Source organism: Polyangium fumosum, assembly GCF_005144585.1.
Taxonomy (GTDB): Bacteria; Myxococcota_A; Polyangia; order Polyangiales; family Polyangiaceae; genus Polyangium; species Polyangium fumosum.
Window position 1 is genome coordinate 1 of record NZ_SSMQ01000119.1, and the last position, 22,206, is coordinate 22,206.

Sequence of the window (22,206 nt, forward strand, 5' to 3'; positions counted from 1 at the left end):
AAGTCTTCGGGAGGTCCCCCCGGCTCCGTCACCATCAGTCGCGGCCTGGAACGCCTAGCTCCCGCAGCAGAGATGCTGCGCGTCCTCAGGGAGAATGGGCTCGTAAGATGAGACCAGTGCTCAGGGCTGTGCCTGGTCCGGGGTGCAGGGGGCGGACAGCCCCCTGCTGGGGTGCGGGGCAACGCCCCGCCTCCGAAAAGCGAGCGCCCGACGCTCGGATGCGTCGCTGGAGCTCTGGAGACGGATCCTGACATGTCAGGGCGGCTTCTTTTGAACCGGGCGGGCGGCTTGACAGACCGATGTGCCCGCGGTTACTCCTGCCTTCGCAGCACGAGACGCCGCCGGAGGAGCCCATGCAAATCGTCACGAGCGCTTATCTCGCAGGAAACTGGGGTCCGGTGCACGACGAGCTCGACGTGCCGGATTTGCAGGTGATTGGCGAGATTCCGAAGGATCTCCGAGGCACGTTCCTGCGCAACGGCCCGAACGCGCAGTTCGCGCCGACCGGGCGGTACCATTTCTTCGACGGCGACGGGATGGTGCACGCGGTGCGTGTCGAGGATGGGCGCGCGTCGTACCGGAACCGCTGGGTCCGCACGAAGGGATTCGCGTTCGAGCGCGAGGCGGACCGGGCGCTCTGGACCGGCTTTGCGGAGCCGCCGAACGTGGCCGAGCCGCCGCACGGGATGATTTACAAGAACGTGGCGAACACGGCGTTCGCGCTCCACGGGTCGCGGCTCCATGCGACGTGGGAGGGAGGCGCGCCGCACGAGATCCGTTTGCCCGATCTGGAGACGGTGGGGCAGGTCGATTTCGATGGCCGGCTCGATTACCCGTTCACCGCGCACCCGAAGGTGGACGAGGTGACGGGGGAGATGGTGTTTTTCGGGTATACGCTCTGGATGCCGTACATCAAGTATGGCGTCGTCGGGCCGGATCGGCGGCTCGACCATTACGTGCAGATCCCGCTCGACGTGCCCGTGATGATGCACGATTTCGCGGTCACGGAGCATTACACGATCTTCTTGCACCTGCCCTACACGTTCCGGCTGGAGCGCATGGAGCGCGGGGAGGTGCCGCTCGCCTTCGAGCCGGATCGGCCGAGCCGATTCGGGATTTTGCCGCGGCGGGGCGACGCCTCGCAGATGCGATGGTTCGAGCTGCCGGCGTGCTTCATCTTTCACGTGTGGAATGCCTACGAGGAGGGCTCGCGCGTGGTGCTGCTCGCGAGCCGGCTCGCGCATACGGACGTGATGGGGGCGCCGTCCGCGCAGACGAAGGGCGACAACGGCGGGCGCGCGTGGCGATTCACGTTCGACCTCGCGACGGGCGAGGCCAAGGAGGAGCAGATCGACGATGTACACGCGGATTTCACGCGCATCGATGATCGGCTGACGGGGAGGAAAAACCGGTTCGGCACGGCGGCGCGTTTCGTGAAGGGCTCGGAGATGCCGTGGATCGACGGGGTCGTGCGGTACGATTTCGACAAGGGTCGGAGCGATACGCACGTGTTCGGGAAGAACCGCTTCGGCGGCGAGATGGTGTTTGCTCCGCGGGCGGGGGGTTTGGGGGCGCAGCTCCGCTCGCCGGAGCAAAGCCCCCAAGCGTCGACAGGCGCCACGACGGAAGACGACGGGTACGTCGTGGGGTTCGTGCACGACGAGGGGACGGGGGAATCGGAGATGATCGTGCTCGACGCGCGGGAGGTCGGGCGCGGGCCCCTCGCGCGCGTGCGGATGCCACGGCGCGTGCCGTACGGGTTCCACGCGGCGTGGGTGCCCGCGTGAAGCGACGTCAGTAGCGGGGGAGGCTCGGGTCGATCTCGCGCGACCAGGCGTCGATGCCGCCGCGAAGCGAGGCGACGCCGGGCAGACCCAGGCGATCGAGCAGCGCGGCGGCCGAGAGGCTACGCACGCCGTGGTGGCAATAGGCGACGACGAGCGCGCCGGGCGGCGGCTCGATCTCGTCGGCGCGCTCGGTGAGCTCGTCGAGCGGGACGAGCAGGCTGCCCGGCAGCGCCGCTCGTTCGTGCTCCCACGGCTTGCGGACGTCGATCAGGTAGACGGGTTTGCCGGCGGCGATGGCGTCGGCGAGCTCCCGGGGAGAAATTTGGAAGACCAATGGTTGGGGATCCAAAGAAGCCAGCGGCGCTGGCCCAGGGTAGCGCGCCGCCCGAGCGGCGCGCGTAGGGGGCTGCGCCCGAGCGCAGCCCCCTGAGGAAACTAGTTGGTCTTCGCGCTCGCCGAGGCGGTCACGCTGACGCTCGCCTTGACGTTGAGGTCGATCGAGGTCGTCGCGTTCGCCGTCGCGTCCACGCCCGCCTTGATGCACGCGAGGGCCTTGCCGCCCGCGTCGCCGACCACGTCGACCATGCCCTTGCCCGTCTTCACGAGGCCCTCGGCGCCGACCTTGATCTTGGCGCCCGAGCCCGCGGAGAGCTTGATGATGCCGGGCAGGTTGCGGCTCAGCGCGCTGACGAGCTTCTGCACGTCGGTGTTCACCTTGCCGTTCGCCACGACGCGCACGGCCGGCGGATCGCACTTCGCCGTCGCCGCCGCGCGGTTCGTGCAGCTCTGCTGGCACTCGACGTCCACCGACGGGGGCTTGAACTCACCCGAGCACTTCGGCTCCTTGTACGCGACCGAGCAGCCGCCCGAGCAGCTCCCCTCGCACTTCGCGGCGGCCTTCACCTCGCACGCGGCCGAGCACGAGCCCGAGCAGGTCCCCGAGCAGGTCCCCTCGGCCTTCGCGTCGCACTTGCCCTCGCACTGACCGGCGCAGGCGGCGCCCTTCGCGTCCTTGCCGTCGCACTTGCCGTCGCACTTGCCGCCGCAAGAGCCCTTGAAGCCGGCCTCGCACTTGCCCGAGCAGCTCGCCTTGCACGTGCCCGTGCACTGCGCGCCCGCCTCGACGGAGCACGTGCCCTTGCACTGCGCGTCGCACGAGCCGCTCACCTCGCCGCCCGAGCAGCTCGCCTCGAGCTTGCCCGGCTCGATCGGCGAGCCGCACGCGTCGAGGCACTTCGCCATGCCGTCGACGTCCGCGTAACACTTCGGCGGATCGAACTCGATCGAGATCTTCGCCTCGGCGTTCGCGGCGAGCATCGACTTCACCTTCGCGGCGACCGCGGTGCAGACCTTGTCCGCGCCCTTGCCCCCGCCGGCCTCGGCGCGGAGCTCGTCCTCCTTCATGCCGAGGTCCTTGCCGAGCGCGCCGCACGACGAGATGAGGCCCTTCTCGAGGTCGACGACGGTCTTGTTCACGTCGTACGAGACCTGGAGGAACGACTTGATCTTGCCCTGGACCTTCGCGTCGCCCTTGAGCGCGAGGGAGCCGAAATCGCCGGTCTTGAACTCGTCACAGCCCTTCGCGGCCTCGACGCCCTCGGTGAGGGCCTCCGGGACCTCGACGCCGCCGACGCCGGGGATCTTGCCGCCGCAGTTCGAGAGCAGCGGCGAAGCGATGCCGAGCACGACGACCGGCATGGAGAACAACTTCCAACGATTGACGCTCATCTGACGAACCCTCCGGCCCCCGGGGGGGCGAATCTCTGTGTGCGGGGGCGCTCCGCGCCATGCCGCCTGTCACCACCGAGTGGCAGGTCCCGCAAGCGGGTCCGACCGGGCGAAGAGCTGCCCAGACGCCCCGCGTCGATCCCTCCCAGCACGGTCGCCCTTCTGCCCTAGTCTCGTCGGGCTGTAAAGACCGTTGGATCGCCGGGGCCTTGCTACGTGCCTAGCGTTTGCGGGCGGGCTTCGTCGTGGACGCCACCGGTTTGGTCGGGGCGGATACAGCAGGCGGGAGGGGGGCGAGCGCAGGCGACATGCCCGGGAGCATGGGCTGTCGGGCCAGGGCGCGCGCGGTCGCGCTGTCCGGGGTGGCCTCGTCGAAAGGAAGCGGGAGCTGCGAGAGGGGGCGCGCGCCGACGGAGGGGCCGCCTTGTTTCTCGAAGAGCGCCTGCTCGCGGGCGAGGTCGGCGTCGATGAGGTCCTGGTTGTCGTACGCGAAGGAGAGCGCGTCGAGGATGCGGGCCGGGCCGAGGTTCGGGTAGCGGCGCAAGAGGGTCTCGACCGAGGCGCCGCCGCGGTGCCAGACCCAGAGGCGCCGGACGGGCACGCGGGATCCCTCGACGTGGGGGCTGCCTGCGAGGATCCTCGCGTCGCAGCGCACGTGCGGATGAGGGACCCGGACGCGCGGGAGGCTTGCGTCTGCCATACGTGGCGAGAGGGTAGCCAGGGCCGCGCCGGTAGCAAAGATATCGGAGAGCGGAAGCGTCCTGCGCCGCGCCGGTCGGGGCTCTGGTAGCCTGCCGCGCGGGACGGGGAGTCCCGCGAGGGAGGAACGCATGTCGTTTTCGGAGAACGTCGGCAGCGGCGAGGAAAACCCGCTCCGCGAGGGCATGCCCGACGAGCGAACGGTGCGGCCCGCGTCGGTCGTGATCTTCGGGGCGTCCGGGGATCTGACGCGGCGCAAGCTCCTGCCGGCGGTCTACAACCTCGCGCTGAGCCGGCTCCTGCCGGGCGGGTTCGCGGTGGTGGGCGTGGCGCGGCGGCCGAAGCCGGAGTTCGGTCAGGAGATGCGCGACGCGGTGGCGAAGTTCTCGCGCCGCAAGCCGCTCGACGAGGCGACGTGGAGCGAGCTCGAGAAGGGCATGGCGTACGTGCAGGGGGATTTCAACGATCCCGCGACGTACACGCGGCTCGCGGCGGAGCTCGGGCGGCTCGAGGTGGAGCGGGGGACGGGGCAAAACCGCGTCTTTTACCTGGCGGTCGCGCCGGCCGAGGTGCCCGCGATCGTGCGGGGTCTGTGTGACGCGAAGCTCGTCGTGCCTCCCTCGGACGCGCCGGACGCGAGCTACCAGCGGGTCGTCGTGGAGAAGCCGTTCGGCGAGGATCTGGCGAGCGCGCGGGCGCTGAACAAGGACCTGCTCGCGTGCCTCGACGAGCGGCAGATCTACCGGATCGATCACTACCTCGGGAAGGAGACGGTGCAGAACCTGCTCGTCTTCCGGTTCGGCAACACGATCTTCGAGCCGCTCTGGACGCGGCAGCACGTGAGCCACGTGCAGATCACGGTGGCCGAGGAGCTCGGCGTCGAGGGGCGCGGGAAGTTCTACGATCAGACCGGCATCACGCGCGACATCGTGCAGAACCACGCGCTGCAGATCCTCACGATGGTGACGATGGAGCCGCCCTCGTCGTGGGACGCCGACGCGGTGCGTGACGAGAAGGTGAAGGTGCTGCGCGCGCTGCGGCCCATCCGCGGGCACGAGGTGCTGGAGAAGACGGTACGCGCGCAGTACACGGCGGGCACGGTGCGTGGCGACCGGGTGCCCGGCTATCGCGAGGAGCCGGACGTGGATCCGAACTCGAAGACGGAGACGTACGTCGCGATGGCGCTGCGGATCGACAGCTTCCGCTGGGGCGGCGTGCCGTTCTACCTGCGCTCGGGCAAGCGGCTCGCGAAGCGGTGCGCCGAGGTGGCGCTGCACTTCAAGCCGCTGCCGCACCGGCTCTTCCGCGACGCGCCGCATAGCCTCGACGGCGGCCCGCCCCCGAGCATCCGCCGCGGCGAGGACGAGCCGAACGTGCTCGTGGTGCGCATCCAGCCCGACGAAGGGATCGCGCTGCGCTTCGCCACGAAGGTGCCGGGCGGCGGGATGACGATGCGCAACGTGGCCATGGATTTTCGCTACGGGACAGCGTTCGGATCGAGCACGCCCGAGGCCTACGAGCGGCTCATCCTCGACGCGATGCGCGGGGACGCGACGTTGTTCACGCGCGCCGACGAGGTCGAGGCGCAGTGGGGCTTCATCGATCCGATCCTCGCGGGCTGGCGCGACCACGACGCGCCCGTCGCGACCTACGAGGCCGGGAGCTGGGGCCCGCGAGAGGCGGATCGGCTGCTCGTGCACGGCGACAAGTGGAGGAAGCCGTGACGGCGCTCCCGGTCGGCGAGGCGCTCACGCGGATCGAGGCGGAGCTCACGTCCTTCTGGTCGTCGCCGGACGAGCAGGCCGGCGCGCCCATGACGAAGGTGCGCTCGTCCACGATGAGCTTCGTGGCCGTCGCGGCGTCGTCCGACGTGGAGCAGGCGCGCGCGACGACGGACGCGCTCGCGGACACGCACCCGGGGCGCGCGTTCATGCTGACGAGCGACGGGCGCCTCGCGCCCTGGGAGGTGAGCTACGACGTGCGCGCCGCGTGCCGGCTCGACGGAGGGACGCCGATCTGCTTCGACTGGATCGAGATGACGTTCGGCGCGATGGCGTGCGAGCGCGCCGGCTCGGTGGTGGCGGCGCTCGCGCTGCCGGAGGTGCCGGTCGTCGTGGAGATCGGCCGCGGGGCGCCGCGCGCGCTCCTGCCCTCGCTGCTGCCGCGGGCCGATCGGCTGATCGTCGACTCGGCGCATACGAGCGCCTCGCGGATCGTGGAGATGCTCCACGACGGCGCGGTCCCCGTGGGGGATCGCCAGTTCGTTCGGACCTACCAGTGGCGCGAGCTCGTGGCGCGGTTCTTCGATGACGCGCTTGCCGCGCTGGGCGCGATCCACGAGGTCACGGTGGGGCGGACGCCGGGCGGCGCGACCGAGCCGGCGGCGCTCTTGCTCGGCTGGCTCGGATCGAGGCTCGGCTGGGGCTTCGAGGCGCGGGATCGGGCGCGGGATCGGCAGGGGGAGCCGGTGCGGGTCACGCTGCGCGACGATCCGCGGGAGGGCCTGCCGCCGGGGCAGATCACGGGCGTGTGGATCGAGGCCTCGCTCGAAGGACAGCCGCTCTCGCTCGCGTGCGTGCGCGACCTGGAGAACCCGAAGCAGGTCGCATGGACGCGGCGCGGGGCGCGCGTGACCTCGCACGAGCACGCGCTCGGGCACCGCGACGAGGCGTGGGTGCTGGTGAAGGCGCTCGATGCGACGGAGGGAGATCGGGTCCTCTGGGACGCGCTCGTCCTCGCGGCGCAGTGGAGCGAACGATGAGCGAGGTCTCCACGGCGCGCTTCGAGGTGACGGTCGCGGAGAGCGAGGCCGAGCATGCGGCGCTCGGGGCCGAGATCGTCGCGCGGGCGATCGACGCGGCCGTGCGGGCGCGCGGCTCGGCGAGGGTCGCGCTCTCGGGCGGATCGACGCCGGGTCCGGTCTACCGGAAGCTCGCGCAGATGGCGCTGCCGCTCGATCGGATCGACTGGTTCTGGGTGGACGAGCGCGCGGGCGATCCGACCTCGCCGCGCTCGAACTTCCGGGCGGCGCGCGCGGATCTCGGGCTCGATCGGGCAGACGCCGCGGCGCGCGTGCACCGGATGGAGGCGGAGGATCCGGACCTCGCAGCGGCGGCGGCGCGGTACGAGGCGCTCTTGCGGCGCACGTTCGGCGTGGCGAGCGCGGTCGCGTTCGACGTGATGACGCTCGGCATCGGGGACGATGGGCACACGGCGTCGCTCTTCCCGGCGACGGGCGCGGCGGCGATCGACGATCGGCTCGTCGCGGCGATCGGAGCGCAGCCGGCGAAGGGGCTCGAAGCGCGGCTCACGCTCACGGCGCCGGTGCTCTGCGAGGCGAGGACCGTGCTGGTTCTCGCGCGTGGGGCCGCGAAGCAGCGGCCGATCGCGTCGGCGTGGTCGGAGGGCCCCGAGGACGAGGTGCCGGCGCGCGTGCTCCTCCGGGCGCAAGGACGGGTGGTCTGGCTCGTGGATCGGGACGCCTACCCGACCGGGTGAACCCCAACACGAGAGCTTGCTTTCCTGCGAGGAACTTCGTACCGCAACGAAAGGTCATGATGAAGAAGCGTGGTGGGACGGGCTCGCTCCTGGTCGGCGACATCGGGGGCACGCGGACGCGGCTCTCGCTCTACGACGCCCTCGGCAAAAGGTTGCTGCTCGAAGCAGTCTTGCCGAGCCGCGAGCACGGGTCGTTCGAGGAGATCGCGCGGAGCTTCCTCGGGAGCGCCGATCACCCGCCCCCGTCCGTCGCGGTGCTCGGCGTGGCCGGGCCGATCCGGGACGGCGTGGCGACCGTGACCAACCTCTCGTGGAAGCTCGACGAGGGGAAGCTCGCGCGTAGCCTCTCGCTCGATTGCGTGGTCCTCGCGAACGACCTCGCGGTCGCGGCGCGCGGGTGCTTGCACCTGCCCGCGGACGTCGTGGTGCCGCTCGGCGAGGGTCGGCCGAAGGCGAAGGGCAACCACATGGCCGTGATCGCGGCCGGGACGGGGCTCGGCGAGGCGCTGCTCGTGTGGGACGGGTCGAAGCACCTCGTGCTGCCGACCGAGGGAGGGCACACGGATTTCGCGGCGCAGGGCGCCATCGAGGCCGAGCTCTGCGCGTTCCTGTCGAAGCGGTTCCCGGAGCACGTGAGCTACGAGCGCGTGCTCTCCGGCAACGGGCTCGGGGCGCTCTACGATTTCTTCGTGGCGCGCGGCGCGCGCGAGACGAAGGCGAACGAGCGGCGGCTCGAAGAGGGCGATCGGAATGCGACGATCGCGGAGCTCGGGTTGTCCGGCGCGTCGCGCCCGGCCGCGAAGGCGGTGGACCTCTTCGCCTCCATTTACGGCGCCGAGGCGGGGAACCTGGCGCTCAAGTTGCTCGGGCTCGGGGGCGTCTTCGTGGCGGGCAACATCGCGCGGCACATCGTGCTCGCGCGGCGGGAGCAGTTCCTCGCGGGGTTCCGCAAGAAAGGCCGGTTCTCCGGGCTCATGGCGCAGATCCCGGTCGTCGTGGTGACGGATCCGCTCGTCGGCGTGCGCGGCGCGCTGGCGATCGCGAAGGACCTGGTCGCGGACGGCGAGGCGCCCCCTGCCCGCCCGAAGCGCGCGTCACCGCGCAAGCGCTCGTCTCGGTAGAACGAGCGCGCGTCACCGCGGCGCGGCGGGCCAGTCCTCCGCGGTGACGGCGAGGAGCAGGTGATCCTGCCAGGCGCCGTCGATCTGGAGGTAGCGCGCGGCGCGGCCTTCGTCCCGGAGGCCGCACTTGCGGGCGACGGCGAGGCTCGCGGCGTTGTGGGGGCTGATGGCGGCCTGGACCCGGTGCAGGCCGATCTCGCGAAAGGCGACGTCGAGCGCGAGCGTGACCCCCTCGGTGGTGAAGCCTTGTCCATGGTGCTCGACGTCGACCCAGTAGCCGAGGGAGGCGTTCTGGAAGATGCCGCGGAAGACCTGGGTGAGGGCGACGCGACCGATGACGGGCCCGTCCTCGCCGAGGGTCATGCAGAACCGGTAGTGACGATCGGCGCGGATATCGCGTCGATCCCGCAGGATACGGGCGCGCGCGAGGTCGACGTCGAATTCGTCCGGGCCGGGAACGGGCACCCAGGCCCGCAGGAATTCTCGCGATCGGGTGCGAATCTCGACGATACGAGGCGCGTCCGACACGCGGGGCGCGCGCAGGGCGACGCGCTTGCCCGGGAAGATGGCGCGGAGGGGAAGCACGGGGGCAAAGATACAGGATCCACGGACGCGCGCGCGAGCGGGCGTGAATGCCGAGGCGGCCTCCCGGTTCCACCATTGGCGTACAGGTCCACGACGCCATGCTTTGCGAATCGTTTGTCCAATGCTTGCACATCCAACGATTCTGCTTCGCGGCTCTCGACGGAGGCGCGGGACCAGGGCATGATGACGGCGACGCGGGCGCATTCCCATGTCCGCGCTGTGAACGCATGCCGATTCGCTCGTTTGCGCCCGTGCCATTTCTCGTTCGCCGACCTCTCGGGCCGGCCTTCGTCGGACGCACGCGGGAGCTCGAGCTCCTGCACGCGGTGCTGCAAGGGGAAGAACGCGCGATTGGCGTCTGCGGGCGATCCGGGGTCGGAAAGACGGCGCTCGCGTTCGCTTATGCGAATCGATACCAGCACGCGTATCCAGGGGGCGTGTATGGGGTCGACGCGCCTTCGGGCTGCGACGAGGGATTCGCGGCGCTCGCCACGGCGATCGGGCTCCGGGCCGAGGGGCCGCCCTCCGATCGGAGGAGGCTGCTCGTCCAGGCGTTCGCCAAGCACCTGCGCCTCCGGCCGGACGCGCTGCTCGTGATCGACGGCGTCCCGGATCCGGGCGCGCTCTCGGCGCGCGTGCTCGGGTTCGACCCGGCGGAGCTCGCGTGCAGGGTTTTGTTCACGATGCGAGCGCCGCCGGGGAACCTCGTGCTCCCCACGTTTGATCTCGGCCCCCTCGCGGAGGAGGCGCCGGTCGAGCTCCTGCTCTCCGGGGTGGCGATGCGCGACGCGGAGGAGGTGGGGGCTGCGCGGCGGGTATGCGGGGCGCTCGCGCGGGATCCGCTCCTCATGTCGATCGCGGCGGGCTGGACCGCGCGGCGCCCCGATCGCTCGGCCGGGGAGCTCGCGCGGCGGCTCGCGGGCGCGGACGTCGCGGAGGCGCGCGCGGCCGTGCTGAAGCTCGGGTGGGACGACGTGCCCGAAGGCGAGGCGCGGCGGCTCCTCGCGCTGCTCTCGATGAGCAAGGGCGAGGCGCTCGTGCCGGCGGCGCGGCTCGGCTGGCTGACAGGGCGACGGGCGGAGCCGACCCGGGCGGCGCTCCGGGCCCTCGCGGCGACGAACCTCGTGGACGTGGACGAGGCCGGCCAGGCGCGGCTCTGGCCGGACGTGCGGGCGTTCGTGGAAGGCGCGCTCGATCCGGTCTTCCGAAACGAACTCCGCGCCCAGGCGGCGGCGCACCTCGAACGCGCGCTCGGCGACCTCGGGAACATCGAGCGTGAGGTCGCCGAGCGGGGCCTCACGGCCGTGCTCGCGGACGTGCGGGCCTCTTCGACCTGCGCGGCGGGGGTCCGGGGGGTCGCGTCGATGCGCAGCGCGCTGGAGCTCGAAGCGAACGCGCTCGTCGGCTGGGACGTGCCGCGCGAGCCCGCGTTTTTCTTGCAGCAGCTCCGGGCGCGGGCCGAGGAGCTCGAAGGGGCGGAGTTCGCCGAGGCGTTCGACGGGGCCTTGGCGGCGCGGCGTTCGCCGTGGATCCGGGTCCGGGCGAGGACGAGCCGCCGCGGGGAGGCTTCCGTGCGTGTGCTCGAAGGGCACGCGGCGAAGGTGAACGCCGTCGCGGTCACGCGGGACGGGCGCCTCGCGCTCTCGGCGTCCGACGATCGGACGGTGCGCGTGTGGGATCTCGACGCCGGGCAGGCGCTCGTCGTGCTGACGGGGCACGTGTCGGCCGTGCGCGCGGTCGTGGTCTCGGCGGACGGGCGCACGGCGGCGTCGGGGGCGGCGGACGGATCGCTCTTCGTGTGGGATCTGGCGACGGCGCGGGTGACGCGGCACCTGCGCGGGCATACGGGCGGGGTGCATGCGGTCGCGCTCGCGGAGGACGCGGGCAGGGTCGTGTCGGCCTCCGAGGATGGGACCGTGCGCGTGTGGAGCCTCTCGACCGGCGAGCTCGTCCGGACGCTGCACGGGCACGTGGGCGGCGTGCAGGGCGTGGCGGTGACGGCGGACGGTCGGTCGTGCGTGTCCGCGGGCGGGGACGACGCGGCGTTGTGGTTGTGGGAGGTCGAGGCGGGGCGCGTCGGGAAGGCGCTCGACGCGCCCGGCGCCCCGCGCTCGGCCGTGGCGATGAAGACGGAGGGCCGGGTCCTCGTGGCGGCCTCGCACGAGGACGCCGTGCTTTGCTGGGCGCCCCTCGAAGACAGCCCGCCCGAGCTCCTCGCGGGCCACGCCGACGGCGTGACGAGCGTGGCCATGACCCCGGACGGGCGCTTCCTGGCCTCGGGCTCGTGGGATCACACGGTGCGCGTGTGGGATCTCGACGCGCGGATCCCGCGCGGGGTCCTCTACGGCCACGCGGAGGGCGTCCAGGCGGTGGCGTTGACGCCGGACGGGCGGACCGTCGTGTCCGGCGGCGAAGATCGTACGGTGCGTGCGTGGGATCTCGCGGCGAACGAGGCGCCCGGGGTCTCGGAGGGGCATCACGAGCGGGTGAGCGCGCTCGCGGCGACGCCGGACGGCTCGTTCGTGGTCTCGGCCTCGTTCGACGACACGCTGCGCATCTGGGACGCGCGGCAGGGCGCGCTGCATGCCGTCCTCGAAGGGCATGCCTTGTGGGTGCACGGCGTCGCCGTCACGCCGGACGGCAGGCGCGTGATCTCGGCGTCGGTCGACGGCTCGCTCCGCGTCTGGGACGTCGCGACGGGGCAGCTCACGTGGGTCATCTCGTATCTGCCGGGGCGCGGGCCGGGCACGATGTCGCTCGGGCGTGAGGGCGTCCCGTCGTGCGCGCCGCTGCTCGTGGATGCGCGGGGCACGCGGGTGATCACGAAGAGCCAGAGCGGGGCCTTCGGCGCGTGGGATCTCACGGAGGGGCAGCGGGTGCGGACCTACGGGACGGGCAGCGGAGAGCCCCTCTGCGGGGCGCTCGTGGGCAACCGGCTCGCGACGGGCGGCGCCGATGGGCAGGTCGTGTTGTGGGACGTGGACGCGGGGGCGCAGGTCGGCGAGCTCGTGGGGCACGAGGCGGCGGTGCGGGCGGTGGGAATCTCGGCCGACGGCGGCTTTTTGGTGAGCGCGTCGGAGGATCACACGATCCGGGTATGGGATCTGGGCGCGGGGCGGGTGGTCCGCGTGCTCGCCGGGCATCGGGCGCCCGTGGGTGCGCTCGCGTGGCTCGGGGATGCGCGGCACCTCGTGAGCGCGTCGGAGGACCGGACGATCCGGGTCTGGGATCTCGCGACCGGCGCATGCGTGGCGCGGCTCGTGGTGCGTGCGCCGGTGGAGGCCCTCGTGGCGGGGCCGGGGGCGCGGTCCATCGTGGCGGGGGACCGCGCGGGGCATGTGCTCTTCTTGGAGCTCGAGGCAATGGTGGGATCGTGTTGAATCGGCGGGTTCCGCGGGATTATTCCAGACGCGCCTCGAGGGCGTCGTCCCCCGGTGCCTCCGTTTCGCTCGGTGTACCGAGCTCGACCATCTCGGCCGCGCCAAACGCGCTCTTGGCCACGCTCTTGGTCATGCGCCTGGCCATGAACGAGACCTGAAGGGTCCCGCGTCGGGTCTGGCGCGCGCGGATTCGATCCTTGAACGTATCGTCCACCCACGACACGGGCTGACCTTCCGCGGCTGGCTGGCCCTCGATGGACGCCTGGATCTGGTTGTAATGGACGGTGACGAGCATGGGCCTGTATCCGCTCGGGCAGTACAGCTTCCCTTTTTGAATGACGAAATGCGCGGGGAGATCCAGCGAGACGAGCCGCTCTTCGGACGTCGCCTCGAGCGGCACGCGATCGCGGAGGGTGCTCTGCATGATCTTCCTGTACTCCGCGGAGACGAGCATGTCCCCCTGCGGGGTTCCGCATATCCAAAGAGCCTCGACATGGGCCTCGAAGGAGTAATCGGCCTCCAAGGTCACCTTGGCCTGCGCTTCGCCGTTCGCGAAGAAGATCTCGAGATTGCCGAACTCGTTCGCGTCCGTGCGCACGATCTCGACGGCGCCGGCGACTCCGGTGCTCGTCAGGAGGGCGAGGCTCGTCGCGAGGGCGAGGCCAATGGCATGAATCGTCATCGTCATGGGGTCCTCCGATGCACGGGCGCCAGGGCCACGTCGATCGCGCCCGGGCGACAACGCCCGCGTCACCGTCCGACCAAAGCAATTTGCCTGCCTCGGGGCACCGTCCACGCGGCTCACGGGCATCGTCCCCCCGCGCGCCGTTCGATCTAATGCGTGATGCGCAGGGTGCGGAACGCGTCCCTGCCGAGCGCCGCGGGCCCGCCGTTGCTGAAGAGGCGGATCCTGCTGTATCGAATCTCCGCAATCCGCGGATCGTATCCGGCCGGGCAGTCGAGCTCCACCTCCTCCATCGCAATGGAGAGGGTCAACGGAGCCCCCGGACGCCCTGCTCCGTCGAGCAAGATCCGCTCGAAAGGCTTGCGGCGGTTGCTCACGATCACGTCCTGGAGCTCGGGCGATGGCTGTATCACCCCGTCGGTGGCACACACGAAGAAGGCCGAGACGGTGGCTGCCAACGTGTAGGTTTGCGTTTCGTTGCGGTGTTCACGATCCTCGAAGAGAACCTGGAGCTCTCCCATCGGGCTGACCGAGGTGCTGAGGATCCTGGCCGCGCTGGCCTCCGCCCCGATCGCGAGGATCGTGGCAGCCGTCGACATTGCGACGGCCCTCGGTCGCGTCGTGCTTTTCATACGCTCCTCCATGCAAGGGAACTGTCGAGATCCGGGAGGGACGGGCGTCCAGCCCGAGGCACCCGAGAGGCACCGGTCTGGACACCCGCGGGCATTCAGGGCGTTCGTAGCAGGAAGATTTCGCGCGACGTGCCGGGCACGTTGGTGGCCCCCGGCGGGATTCCCACCCTCTCCAAACGGATGTTCTGGTAACGCACGACCCGGAGTCGCCGGTCGTACCCAGCGGGGCAATCGAGTTCCGGCGGCTCCGGAGGATCGGTCGTGATGGTGGTGGTCGGCAGGCGCCCACTTATGTTCGTCCATACCTCCACGGACGCCGAACCGCTGATGCTGCGTTCCTCCGTGAACTGGGGGAGGCTCAGAGGCTGTGCGTCCGCCGTGGAGCACGTGAACTCGCCCATTCCACTGTAGCTGAGCACGTAGGTATATTGCGTGGTTCGCTCGGCGGAGTCGTTGAACGTCACCTCGAGCCCCCCGCGGCTGGTCACACGCACCCGCTCGGGACTGAGAGCGCTGGCCTGCCCTGCAACGAGCATCGTCGCGCCCGCAATGGCCGTGAGCAAAACGGAACGCATGGTCGATCTCATGACGTCTCTCCTGGTGAAAGGGCGGCGGACGCCGTGAGGGCTCCCTCTGATACCGCCCGTGTCACGTCCATACGAAAGCAATTTGTTTGCCGTGCAGACGTACTCAGGGCAGCGGGATGGGTTCCCAGGAGATGGGGGAAACGGCGGCCCACCCATGTCGGCTGACGACGCTGATGTCGTCGTATCGCACCGCGGCGATCGTGAGCGCTGTGTTGACGGGACACGCGAGCGGCGGGGCGTCCGGCGCAGCGGTCATGATCGTCCCTTCCACCGCCCCCGCGGGGTTCGAATCGAACGGCCTGACTTCCAGGACGTGGCGCGAGACCGTGGCGCGCATCGCCGGGACCGCACCGCCGCTGCTGGTGACGCAGACGTAGACGGCCGTCATTCTGGACATGACGATGTATCGGATGGACCGGCGGGCCGGGACGTCCGGCTCGCGGAACTCGAGCAAAAGCGCGCCGTCGGGCCCGATGGAGCCCGCGGCGACCTCGAGGGCGGCGCGGGCCTCGGGCCCGCAAGCGAGGCTCGCGGCGGCCACCACGGTCCCGCACAACGTGGGTCGGATGAGCTTTCTCATGATGTACCTCCTGGCAACGAGAAGAGATCAGGGCCTATCGAGCGGAATGAAATCCAAGGAGATCTCGGGACCGACCTTGGTCCCGTGCAAGCTCCCGATGCTGAGCGCGTCGTAGTGGACCGACGCGAGCCGCGGCCCGTACCCCGTCGGGCACCGGAGCACGGGGACCGCGAGGGGCTCGGTGGAAAGGAGGCCGTCCACCTCCCCCAATGCGTTCGATGCGATCGTGTTCACCGCGGAGACGTTGAGCTCGACCGTGGAGCGCATGCTCGGGAACACCTGGACGCCGTCGAGGCGACCACAAACGAATACGGCTTTGCCCGTCGCGCTCATCGTGTACCGGATCGGGCTATTTTTGGGGACCGCGTCGTCCCAGAACACGATCACGAGGGAACCATCGGCGCGAATGGCGCCTCCACCGATCTCGAGAGCGCGGCACACGCCGCTGGCGGTCAGGATCGTGGCCCCCGCCAGGGTCGCGAAGGTCAGCAGGCGGATTGCATGTTTCATGGCTTCTTTCCCGGGTTCGAGGGCGCTCCGGAGCCATGTCGACCTACGGTCCGTCGCCGCCCTGGGGTCACCCCAAGGAAAAGCAATCCGCCTGCCGTACGACCGGACGCACGCACGCCACGCCACACCGCCACCGCTGCGCAAGAGGCGCGCACTTCGTTTCCCCCCCAACCGCTATTTATGGGACAATTTCGGCGAGCTGGGTTCCGAATTCGGCCCGCGCAAAAACCTCATCTTTTCTAAGGTGGCGCTCCCGCTGAAGACATTTCGGTACGTGGCCCCTCTTCCTCCCCGCAATCCGTTCGCGCAGGAGCAAGCCTGGCTCTACGCGCACGCCGTCGTCTCCCTTCGCCGCCGCCTCCGCCGCATGGGCGTCCTGCCGGAGGACGCGAAGGATCTCGTCCAGCATGCCTTCTTCGTCGCCCTCACGCGCTGGCACGAGGTCGAGGACGCCTCGGAGGGGCGCAAGCGCGCCTGGCTCGAAGGCATCACCTGGCAGCTCGGCCAGAACTTCCTCCGCCTCCGCCGGCATCGGGTGGAGGAACTCGGCCACCGCGGGCTCGACCTGGCCCTGGCGCCCGGATCCGCCATCGACGAACAGACACACGCCACGCGCCTCGTCCGCGCGGCGCTGGCTCCCATGACGGACGAGGAGCGCGCGCTCTTCGTCGCGTATTTCCTCGAGAACGCGACGCTCGACGAGCTGACGGCGCGCTTCGGGATCACCCGCAACGTGGCCTTCCGCCGGCTCACCACGCTCGGGCGCGGGGCGCGCGCCCGCCTCGAGCGGCTATCGCGCCGGTGAGCGCCCGCCGCGCGCGTAGCAGCAACGAAAGCCGAGGTGGTAGTTCACGTGGAACGCCTTTCGGATCGGCTGCACGTGCCAGCGGGGATCGTGCGCGCAGTGGTCCGCGTACACCTCGCGCCGCGGCGGCTCGTCGAGCCTCCGCGCCACGTCGACGTAAAAAAACGCGCTGCCCTTGAGCTGCGAGACCACCTTGTCCTCTTCGGGATCGAAGCGCGTCATCGCCTCGGCCACGTTGCCGTGTTGATCAAAGACGCCGAACCGCGAGCGGCAGCGCGGGTACGCGCCCGACGGCTCGGTGTTCGTCGCGCACGTCGCCCAGGTCGTGTCGATCGTCCGCGGATCGCAGGGCTTGTCCGACCACTTGGCCGCGGGTTTGTGGGTGTTGCAAATGTCGAGGTCGAGCTCGCTCCCGTAGGCGTAGGTGCTCGGCTCCCCTCCCCCGGGATCGCCGCGGCAGGCGAGGACCCACTCGTCCTGCGTGCAGAGCCGTTTTCCCTGCATCTCGCAAAACGCCGCCGCGTGGGCCGGCGGCACCCACACCATGGGCAGCTCGCAGGCGCGGTTCGGATACTCGAAGACGTCGATGCACGTCTTCGCCTTCTCCGCGTCGCCGCCCGCGTAGATCGGCACCATGTTCTCGTGCCCGCCGCACGCCTCCCGTTGCGCCTCCGTCTGCAGCGTGACGCCGCGCAGCCCTTCGAGGCATGACGCCCGGGAGATCACGTGCCGCGCGAGCGTGGGGTTGCCCTGGTTCGATTGTCCCGGCCCCTCGGGCCCCACGTACCGCCGCAAGAACTCGCCCGGATCCCGCTTGCGCCACTTCTTCCCCGGCGTGATCGAGACCAACGCGAGCAGCTCTTCCTGCGTCGTGTGGTGGAGCGGCCGATCGTCGACGAGCGCCACGTCCGGCGCCGCGCCCGCATCTTCCCGCGTCTCGCTCGCCGGCCCGACCCCGCCCTCCGGCATCGGCGCCGGAGGCGACACGACGGACGCGCTCGGGCGCGGCGCGGGCTTTTGCTCGTCGTTCGAGCTCGCCTTGCAGCTCAGGAGCGCGGCGAGGGCGACGACGACCAGGACGAACCACCGGGCAAGCACGGGCGCGCACGATAGCAGGTCCCGGGACGAACGGAGATGCTCGGACGATCGAGCACGCGCGCGCCGCGCCCCGCGGCAACCTGCCGCGGAAGATGCGCCGGGATGCGGCAACTTTGCCGTTGAAAAGGGCGCAAGGCACCCCTTACATCGTCCTCGTCATCGTGGAACCCTCATCGATCGGCGTCCCGTACTATCCCACGAACGATTTCGGCCCGCTCATGAAGGGCCTGGTCATCGGGGGACTCGGCATCTTCCACGTCTTCCTCGCGCAGTTCGCGATCGGCGGCGGCGTGCTGATGACGTATTTCGAGTGGCTCTCGGGCAAAGGAAAGCTCGCGTCGGCTCGGAAGTTCACGAGCGGCTACTTCAAGCTGCTCGTGCTCGTGAGCTTCGTCGTCGGCGCCCTGACCGGCGTCGGCATGTGGTTCACCTCGATCCAGACGAGTCCGCGCACGATCGGGCTCATGGTCGACACGTTCCACTGGGTGTGGGCCACGGAGTGGACGTTTTTCGCGCTCGAGGTCATCGCCGGGTATTGCTTCTACCGGTATGGCGATCGCCTCGACGGGCGCTCGCGCCTCTTCTTGCTCGGGCTCTACACGACGGCGGCCTGGTTCAGCTTGTTCTGGATCAACGGCATTCTCTCGTGGCAGCTCACGCCGGGCGCCTGGCTCGAGAGCGGCGACCTCTGGGCCGGGTTCTTCAACCCCACGTTCTGGCCTTCGCTCTTCTTCCGCACGTTCGCGGCCATGGCCATCGCCGCCCTCGTCGCGGCGCTCGTCATCAGCGCCTCGCCTTCGCTCGAACGGGACGAGCAAAAGGAGCTCTTGCATCGGGCGGCGCAGCTCCTCGCGCCGATGGCGCTCATGCCGCTGCTCGGCGCCTGGTACCTCTTCGCGATGCCGAAGGACAGCCGGAGCTGGGTGCTCGGCGGCAGCCCCGCGATGAGCATGTTCTTCGGCCTCGGCGCGGGCGCCTCGCTGCTCGTCGGGCTCTACGCGATCTTCGGCCTGCTCCTGCGCCGCCTCTACATCAACAGCGCGACCGCGTCCTTGCTCCTCGTGCTCGGGTTCGCGGCGACCGCGGGCGGCGAGTTCGTCCGCGAGGGCGCGCGCAAGCCCTTCACCGTGCGCGAGACGCTCTACTCGAACGCGATGACGCCCGCGGAAATCGTGACGATGCGGGAGAAGGGCTCGGTCACCGGGGATCCCTACCCGCTGCGGGACGCGGCCGATTACCCGAACGATCAGGTGCGCCTCGGGGCGAAGGTCTACCGGTTTCAGTGCAGCGTTTGCCACACGGTGGGCGGCGTGAACGGCATCGTGCACCTCGCGGGCACGTGGACGGCGGAGCAGACGCGGCTGAACGTGGCGAAGCTCCAGCACACGAAGCCCTTCATGCCGCCCTTCGCCGGCACGCCGGAGGAGCTCGAAGCGCTCGTGCGGTTCATCGAGTGGGAATCGGCTTCGCGGCCCAAGGACTTCGAGGTCACGAGCGACCCGGCCACGCGCGCGCAAATCAAGCGCTGGCTCGACGAGGCGGGGACGGCGCCGGGCTACACGACCGCCGCGGAGAAAAAGAGGTAACCATGGACGCCCCCTTCCCCTTCGGTTTTCCCGGGCCGACCACGTTTTACCTCGTGACGTACGTGCTCACGCTCGTCTCGCACGTGGTGTTCATGAACTACGTGCTCGCCGGGACGGCTGTCCTCCTCGTCCGGCAGATCCGCGGCAAAGCAGGGACGAGTGACGTGCTCGCGGACCTGCTCCGCGACTGGCTCCCGTTCGCGCTCTCGGCGGCGATCACGGCCGGGATCGCGCCGCTCCTCTTCATCCAGATCCTCTACAAGAAGGCGTTTTACACGGCGAACCTCCTGCTCTTCCATCGTTGGATGCTGATCCTGCCGGCGCTGATCGTCGGGTTTTATCTGCTCTACGCGCAGAAGACGGCGTTCGTGAAGGCGCGGCCGCGGCTCCGGGTGCTGGTGACGACGGGGGCGCTCGCGACGTTCCTGTTCACCGCGCTCTCGTGGACCGAAAACTACCTGCTCGCGCGGAATGAGGGCGCGTGGGCGCCGATGTACGCGTCGAAGTCGATGATCTACGAGAACCGCGAGATCCTGCCGCGTATGCTCCTCTGGACGCTCGGCGCGCTGCCGACGCTGGCGGCGCTTCTCGGCTGGCAGCTCCATCGGCGGGAGCGCGCGGGTGCCGCGGTGGACAAGGCGACGTTCCAGCGCGTCGCGCGAATCGGGCTCGGCGGGCTCGTCGTCGCCGGGGCCTGCGCGGCGGGATACGCGATGCTCGTGGGCCCCGCCGCGCGGGCGCACGCGGTCGGTCCCATGGCGATGCCGTGGCTCGCGGCAGCGCTGGTCGGCGTCGTCGTGGAAGGCGTGGGGTTCGTCGGGCTGCATCGCGCCGAGGCGAACCGAGGGACATGGCTCGGGATCGCGTCGGCGGGGCTCTTCGTCGTGATCCTCGGGACGACGGTCGTGCGCGAGGTCCTGCGCATCACGGCCGTCGATTTCGCGGCGCTTTACCCGGAGCACGCGCGCGCCGCCCAGGTCTCGGGCCGATGGCTCTTCCTCGGCTTTTTCCTGGTGAATGCGATCCTCGCCGTCTGGGCGATCCGGACGGCGCTCACGCGGGCCGAACGGCCTGCCGTCTGATCAGGCGCCCGTCAACTTCCCCGCGCCGCAGCGGAGATCTCCGCATGGCTCGCCCGAAGCTGCTGGGCGAGCTTCTCCGGGAGCACATGCGCGCGCCGGAGCGCCTCCTCGCTGAACGGAAGCGCCGAGACCGGCGCACCCCCATCCGAATAAAGGTTCGCCAAAAGGTCGAGGAGCCAGGGCTCCCCCGGAAGAACGGAGAGGCCAAGGAGCGTGACCCGCGCCGCAAGCTCGTAATGCCCCTCCATGGCATGCTTCGACGCCGACATGGAGAAGAGGCCCACGAGCTTCTGGATGTGCGAAAAAAGCATGACGTGGCCAATGAGCTCGAGGCCCGCCTTGTACGTCCGCTCCATCAGCACGCCCTGATCGACCCCAAGCACCGCCTGCTCCGCAGCCGAGACAAAGGCACCGCCGACGCGCCGCCCCACCTCGTCAGGCAAAAGCTCGTGCGCGTGGCCCCGCGCCGCGACGATCGCCTTTTCATAATCGACGAGCGCACTCGCCATGGCCCCACGGCCCCCCCCCGCAGCAAGCGCAAGGTATTTCTTCTCCGTCTCGGCATCATCGAGGACGAACTCCCGCTCGTCGACGTCGAGCCTACGGACGAGCGTCTCACCAGGATAGAGGACGAGATCGAGGACGATAGGCTCGTCCTCATGCATCGTGACAACGTGGTGGCGCCCCGCATTCACATGGCAAAAGCCCCGCGTGCCCTGCGCCGTGAGGCGTCGAAAATCACCACGCATGCCATCGATGGCGCAATCACTCCAGGTATTGTCGCGGAGGAGGAGGCACCCGCCCGTGCGGGCCTTTTGCAAGTCGTCGAGCGCGTGAGCCATGGCCATGGGGCCGGCACGCTAGCACGAGGCCGTTGCGCTGGGGCGTTGCCCCAGGCCCCAGCAGGGGCTGTCCGCCCCTGCACCCGGACCAGCCAGGGGCTGGACCCAAGCTCGATGAACTGCGCGATGCGCAGTTCATCGAACAGCCGCAGGGCAAGACGGGCGGCGATCCTGCCAGCCAAGGCAGCAGCGCTGCGGAGTCCACCGGCAAGGCAGCGCCCTGGTGCGACGCGCGGGACGGAGACCCATGCTCAACCACGCGGTGGCGGGAGGAGTAGAGGCATGGAATCGGGCCGAACACGTGTCCTCGGCCGTCGACGGCGCGTGTTCGGCGGCGTGACAGGTGCCTTCGACAGGCGACCGGCCCAGGGACGTTTCCTGGTTCCTGACGTTGGCCTGTGACGCGGATCGATCGGCTCCGCGACAAGCTCCATCGACGGCCGAGGGTCCGTGTCCAGCAGCTCGACAAGGACCGTCAGCCGCCACCGGCCCGTGTCTTTGGGCTCGACCTCCCCCGGGGAACACGCCTCGCTCCGTGTCCCGCGGCGAGACACTTCCCCTGCCGCGCGGACGCGCCTTGTTCGGCTCCATGACCGATACCCGATGGCCGCAATGTGCGCTTGTCGCGGCGCCGAACAGCCGAGGACGAGGGCCGACGCCGTCTGTCGAGATGCCCGAGAGCAACGGCGCGGGGATCGCAGCTCTTGGGGGGCGTGCCGACGCACCCGCGAAACCAGCAGCGCTCCCCAGTCGACCGGCAGGACGGCCCCCCGTCTTTCCTGCGACCGTTCGATGAGCTGCGCTCCGCGCAGCTCATCGACCCCGAGTCCAGCGCTTGCGCTGGTCCGGGTCCCGGGGTGGACAGCCCCGGGTGCTGAGCACTGGTCTCATCTTACGAGCCCATTCTCCCTGAGGACGCGCAGCATCTCTGCTGCGGGAGCTAGGCGTTCCAGGCCGCGACTGATGGTGACGGAGCCGGGGGGACCTCCCGAAGACTTGCC

General features: G+C 70.1%; 20 protein-coding genes. 9 read left to right on the plus strand and 11 right to left on the minus strand.

Going from position 1 to position 22,206, the window contains the following annotated elements; all coding sequences use genetic code 11:
* Positions 1-353: 353 nt before the first annotated feature.
* Positions 354-1,787 carry a carotenoid oxygenase family protein gene (locus tag E8A74_RS49275; RefSeq protein ID WP_170229973.1) on the plus strand — a complete coding sequence of 478 codons (1,434 nt, stop codon included), beginning with the start codon at positions 354-356 and terminating at the stop codon, positions 1,785-1,787.
* Between the two features lie 7 nt (positions 1,788-1,794).
* Here E8A74_RS49275 and E8A74_RS49280 read toward each other — a convergent pair whose 3' ends face one another.
* From E8A74_RS49280 to E8A74_RS49290, 3 genes are all read right to left on the minus strand, one after another.
* Entirely contained in the window at positions 1,795-2,121 is a 327-nt protein-coding gene (locus E8A74_RS49280; protein WP_136936151.1) for a rhodanese-like domain-containing protein, read from the minus strand.
* Between the two features lie 101 nt (positions 2,122-2,222).
* Entirely contained in the window at positions 2,223-3,515 is a 1,293-nt protein-coding gene (locus tag E8A74_RS49285) for a hypothetical protein (RefSeq protein WP_136936152.1), read from the minus strand.
* 220 nt (positions 3,516-3,735) lie between these two features.
* A complete protein-coding gene (locus E8A74_RS49290; protein ID WP_136936153.1) occupies positions 3,736-4,215 on the minus strand; it encodes a DUF433 domain-containing protein in 480 nt (159 codons plus the stop codon).
* Between the two features lie 130 nt (positions 4,216-4,345).
* Between E8A74_RS49290 and zwf the strand changes: the two genes are divergently transcribed.
* Genes zwf through E8A74_RS49310 form a run of 4 tightly spaced genes read left to right on the plus strand, consistent with a single transcriptional unit; the run spans position 4,346 to position 8,833 of the window.
* On the plus strand, positions 4,346-5,938 hold the full coding sequence (gene zwf, locus E8A74_RS49295) for a glucose-6-phosphate dehydrogenase (protein WP_136936154.1): 1,593 nt from the start codon (positions 4,346-4,348) through the stop codon (positions 5,936-5,938).
* Positions 5,935-6,975 carry a glucose-6-phosphate dehydrogenase assembly protein OpcA gene (locus tag E8A74_RS49300; protein WP_136936155.1) on the plus strand — a complete coding sequence of 347 codons (1,041 nt, stop codon included), beginning with the start codon at positions 5,935-5,937 and terminating at the stop codon, positions 6,973-6,975. The genes zwf and E8A74_RS49300 overlap by 4 nt, the downstream gene beginning before the upstream one ends.
* Positions 6,972-7,712, plus strand: a complete 741-nt coding sequence (gene pgl / locus E8A74_RS49305) for a 6-phosphogluconolactonase (protein ID WP_136936156.1) — start codon at positions 6,972-6,974, stop codon at positions 7,710-7,712. The genes E8A74_RS49300 and pgl overlap by 4 nt, the downstream gene beginning before the upstream one ends.
* Positions 7,713-7,768: 56 nt before the next feature.
* Positions 7,769-8,833, plus strand: a complete 1,065-nt coding sequence (locus tag E8A74_RS49310; RefSeq protein ID WP_136936157.1) for a glucokinase — start codon at positions 7,769-7,771, stop codon at positions 8,831-8,833.
* Positions 8,834-8,845: 12 nt separating this feature from the next.
* Here E8A74_RS49310 and E8A74_RS49315 read toward each other — a convergent pair whose 3' ends face one another.
* Positions 8,846-9,418 (minus strand): GNAT family N-acetyltransferase, encoded by a 573-nt coding sequence (locus tag E8A74_RS49315; RefSeq protein ID WP_170229974.1) that lies wholly within the window; start codon positions 9,416-9,418, stop codon positions 8,846-8,848.
* A 227-nt stretch (positions 9,419-9,645) separates the two neighbouring features.
* Between E8A74_RS49315 and E8A74_RS49320 the strand changes: the two genes are divergently transcribed.
* Complete coding sequence (locus E8A74_RS49320) at positions 9,646-12,798, plus strand: AAA family ATPase (RefSeq protein WP_170229975.1); 3,153 nt, start codon at positions 9,646-9,648, stop codon at positions 12,796-12,798.
* Between the two features lie 19 nt (positions 12,799-12,817).
* Here the strand turns inward: E8A74_RS49320 and E8A74_RS49325 are convergent, their stop codons facing one another.
* The 5 genes from E8A74_RS49325 to E8A74_RS53625 form a co-directional block, all read right to left on the minus strand.
* Complete coding sequence (locus E8A74_RS49325) at positions 12,818-13,486, minus strand: hypothetical protein (protein WP_136936160.1); 669 nt, start codon at positions 13,484-13,486, stop codon at positions 12,818-12,820.
* Between the two features lie 146 nt (positions 13,487-13,632).
* Positions 13,633-14,082 carry a hypothetical protein gene (locus tag E8A74_RS49330; RefSeq protein ID WP_136936161.1) on the minus strand — a complete coding sequence of 150 codons (450 nt, stop codon included), beginning with the start codon at positions 14,080-14,082 and terminating at the stop codon, positions 13,633-13,635.
* A 128-nt stretch (positions 14,083-14,210) separates the two neighbouring features.
* The gene (locus E8A74_RS49335) at positions 14,211-14,690 is read right to left on the minus strand and encodes a hypothetical protein (RefSeq protein WP_136936162.1); all 480 of its coding nucleotides are present in this window, start codon (positions 14,688-14,690) and stop codon (positions 14,211-14,213) included.
* A gap of 115 nt (positions 14,691-14,805) precedes the next feature.
* The gene (locus tag E8A74_RS49340; RefSeq protein WP_136936163.1) at positions 14,806-15,282 is read right to left on the minus strand and encodes a hypothetical protein; all 477 of its coding nucleotides are present in this window, start codon (positions 15,280-15,282) and stop codon (positions 14,806-14,808) included.
* A 27-nt stretch (positions 15,283-15,309) separates the two neighbouring features.
* Positions 15,310-15,792: a hypothetical protein gene (locus E8A74_RS53625; protein WP_170229976.1), complete on the minus strand. Its 483-nt coding sequence runs from the start codon at positions 15,790-15,792 to the stop codon at positions 15,310-15,312.
* Between the two features lie 274 nt (positions 15,793-16,066).
* On the opposite strand from E8A74_RS53625, the gene E8A74_RS53630 reads away from it, so the two are divergent.
* Positions 16,067-16,597, plus strand: a complete 531-nt coding sequence (locus E8A74_RS53630) for an RNA polymerase sigma factor (RefSeq protein ID WP_170229977.1) — start codon at positions 16,067-16,069, stop codon at positions 16,595-16,597.
* Here the strand turns inward: E8A74_RS53630 and E8A74_RS49355 are convergent.
* Positions 16,583-17,695, minus strand: a complete 1,113-nt coding sequence (locus tag E8A74_RS49355; RefSeq protein ID WP_136936166.1) for an SUMF1/EgtB/PvdO family nonheme iron enzyme — start codon at positions 17,693-17,695, stop codon at positions 16,583-16,585. The genes E8A74_RS53630 and E8A74_RS49355 overlap by 15 nt on opposite strands.
* A 161-nt stretch (positions 17,696-17,856) precedes the next feature.
* Between E8A74_RS49355 and E8A74_RS49360 the strand changes: the two genes are divergently transcribed.
* Complete coding sequence (locus E8A74_RS49360) at positions 17,857-19,281, plus strand: cytochrome ubiquinol oxidase subunit I (protein ID WP_232380090.1); 1,425 nt, start codon at positions 17,857-17,859, stop codon at positions 19,279-19,281.
* 2 nt (positions 19,282-19,283) lie between these two features.
* On the plus strand, positions 19,284-20,363 hold the full coding sequence (locus tag E8A74_RS49365; protein ID WP_136936168.1) for a hypothetical protein: 1,080 nt from the start codon (positions 19,284-19,286) through the stop codon (positions 20,361-20,363).
* Between the two features lie 11 nt (positions 20,364-20,374).
* Here E8A74_RS49365 and E8A74_RS49370 read toward each other — a convergent pair whose 3' ends face one another.
* Positions 20,375-21,211 (minus strand): hypothetical protein, encoded by an 837-nt coding sequence (locus E8A74_RS49370; protein ID WP_136936169.1) that lies wholly within the window; start codon positions 21,209-21,211, stop codon positions 20,375-20,377.
* Positions 21,212-22,206: the final 995 nt, after the last annotated feature.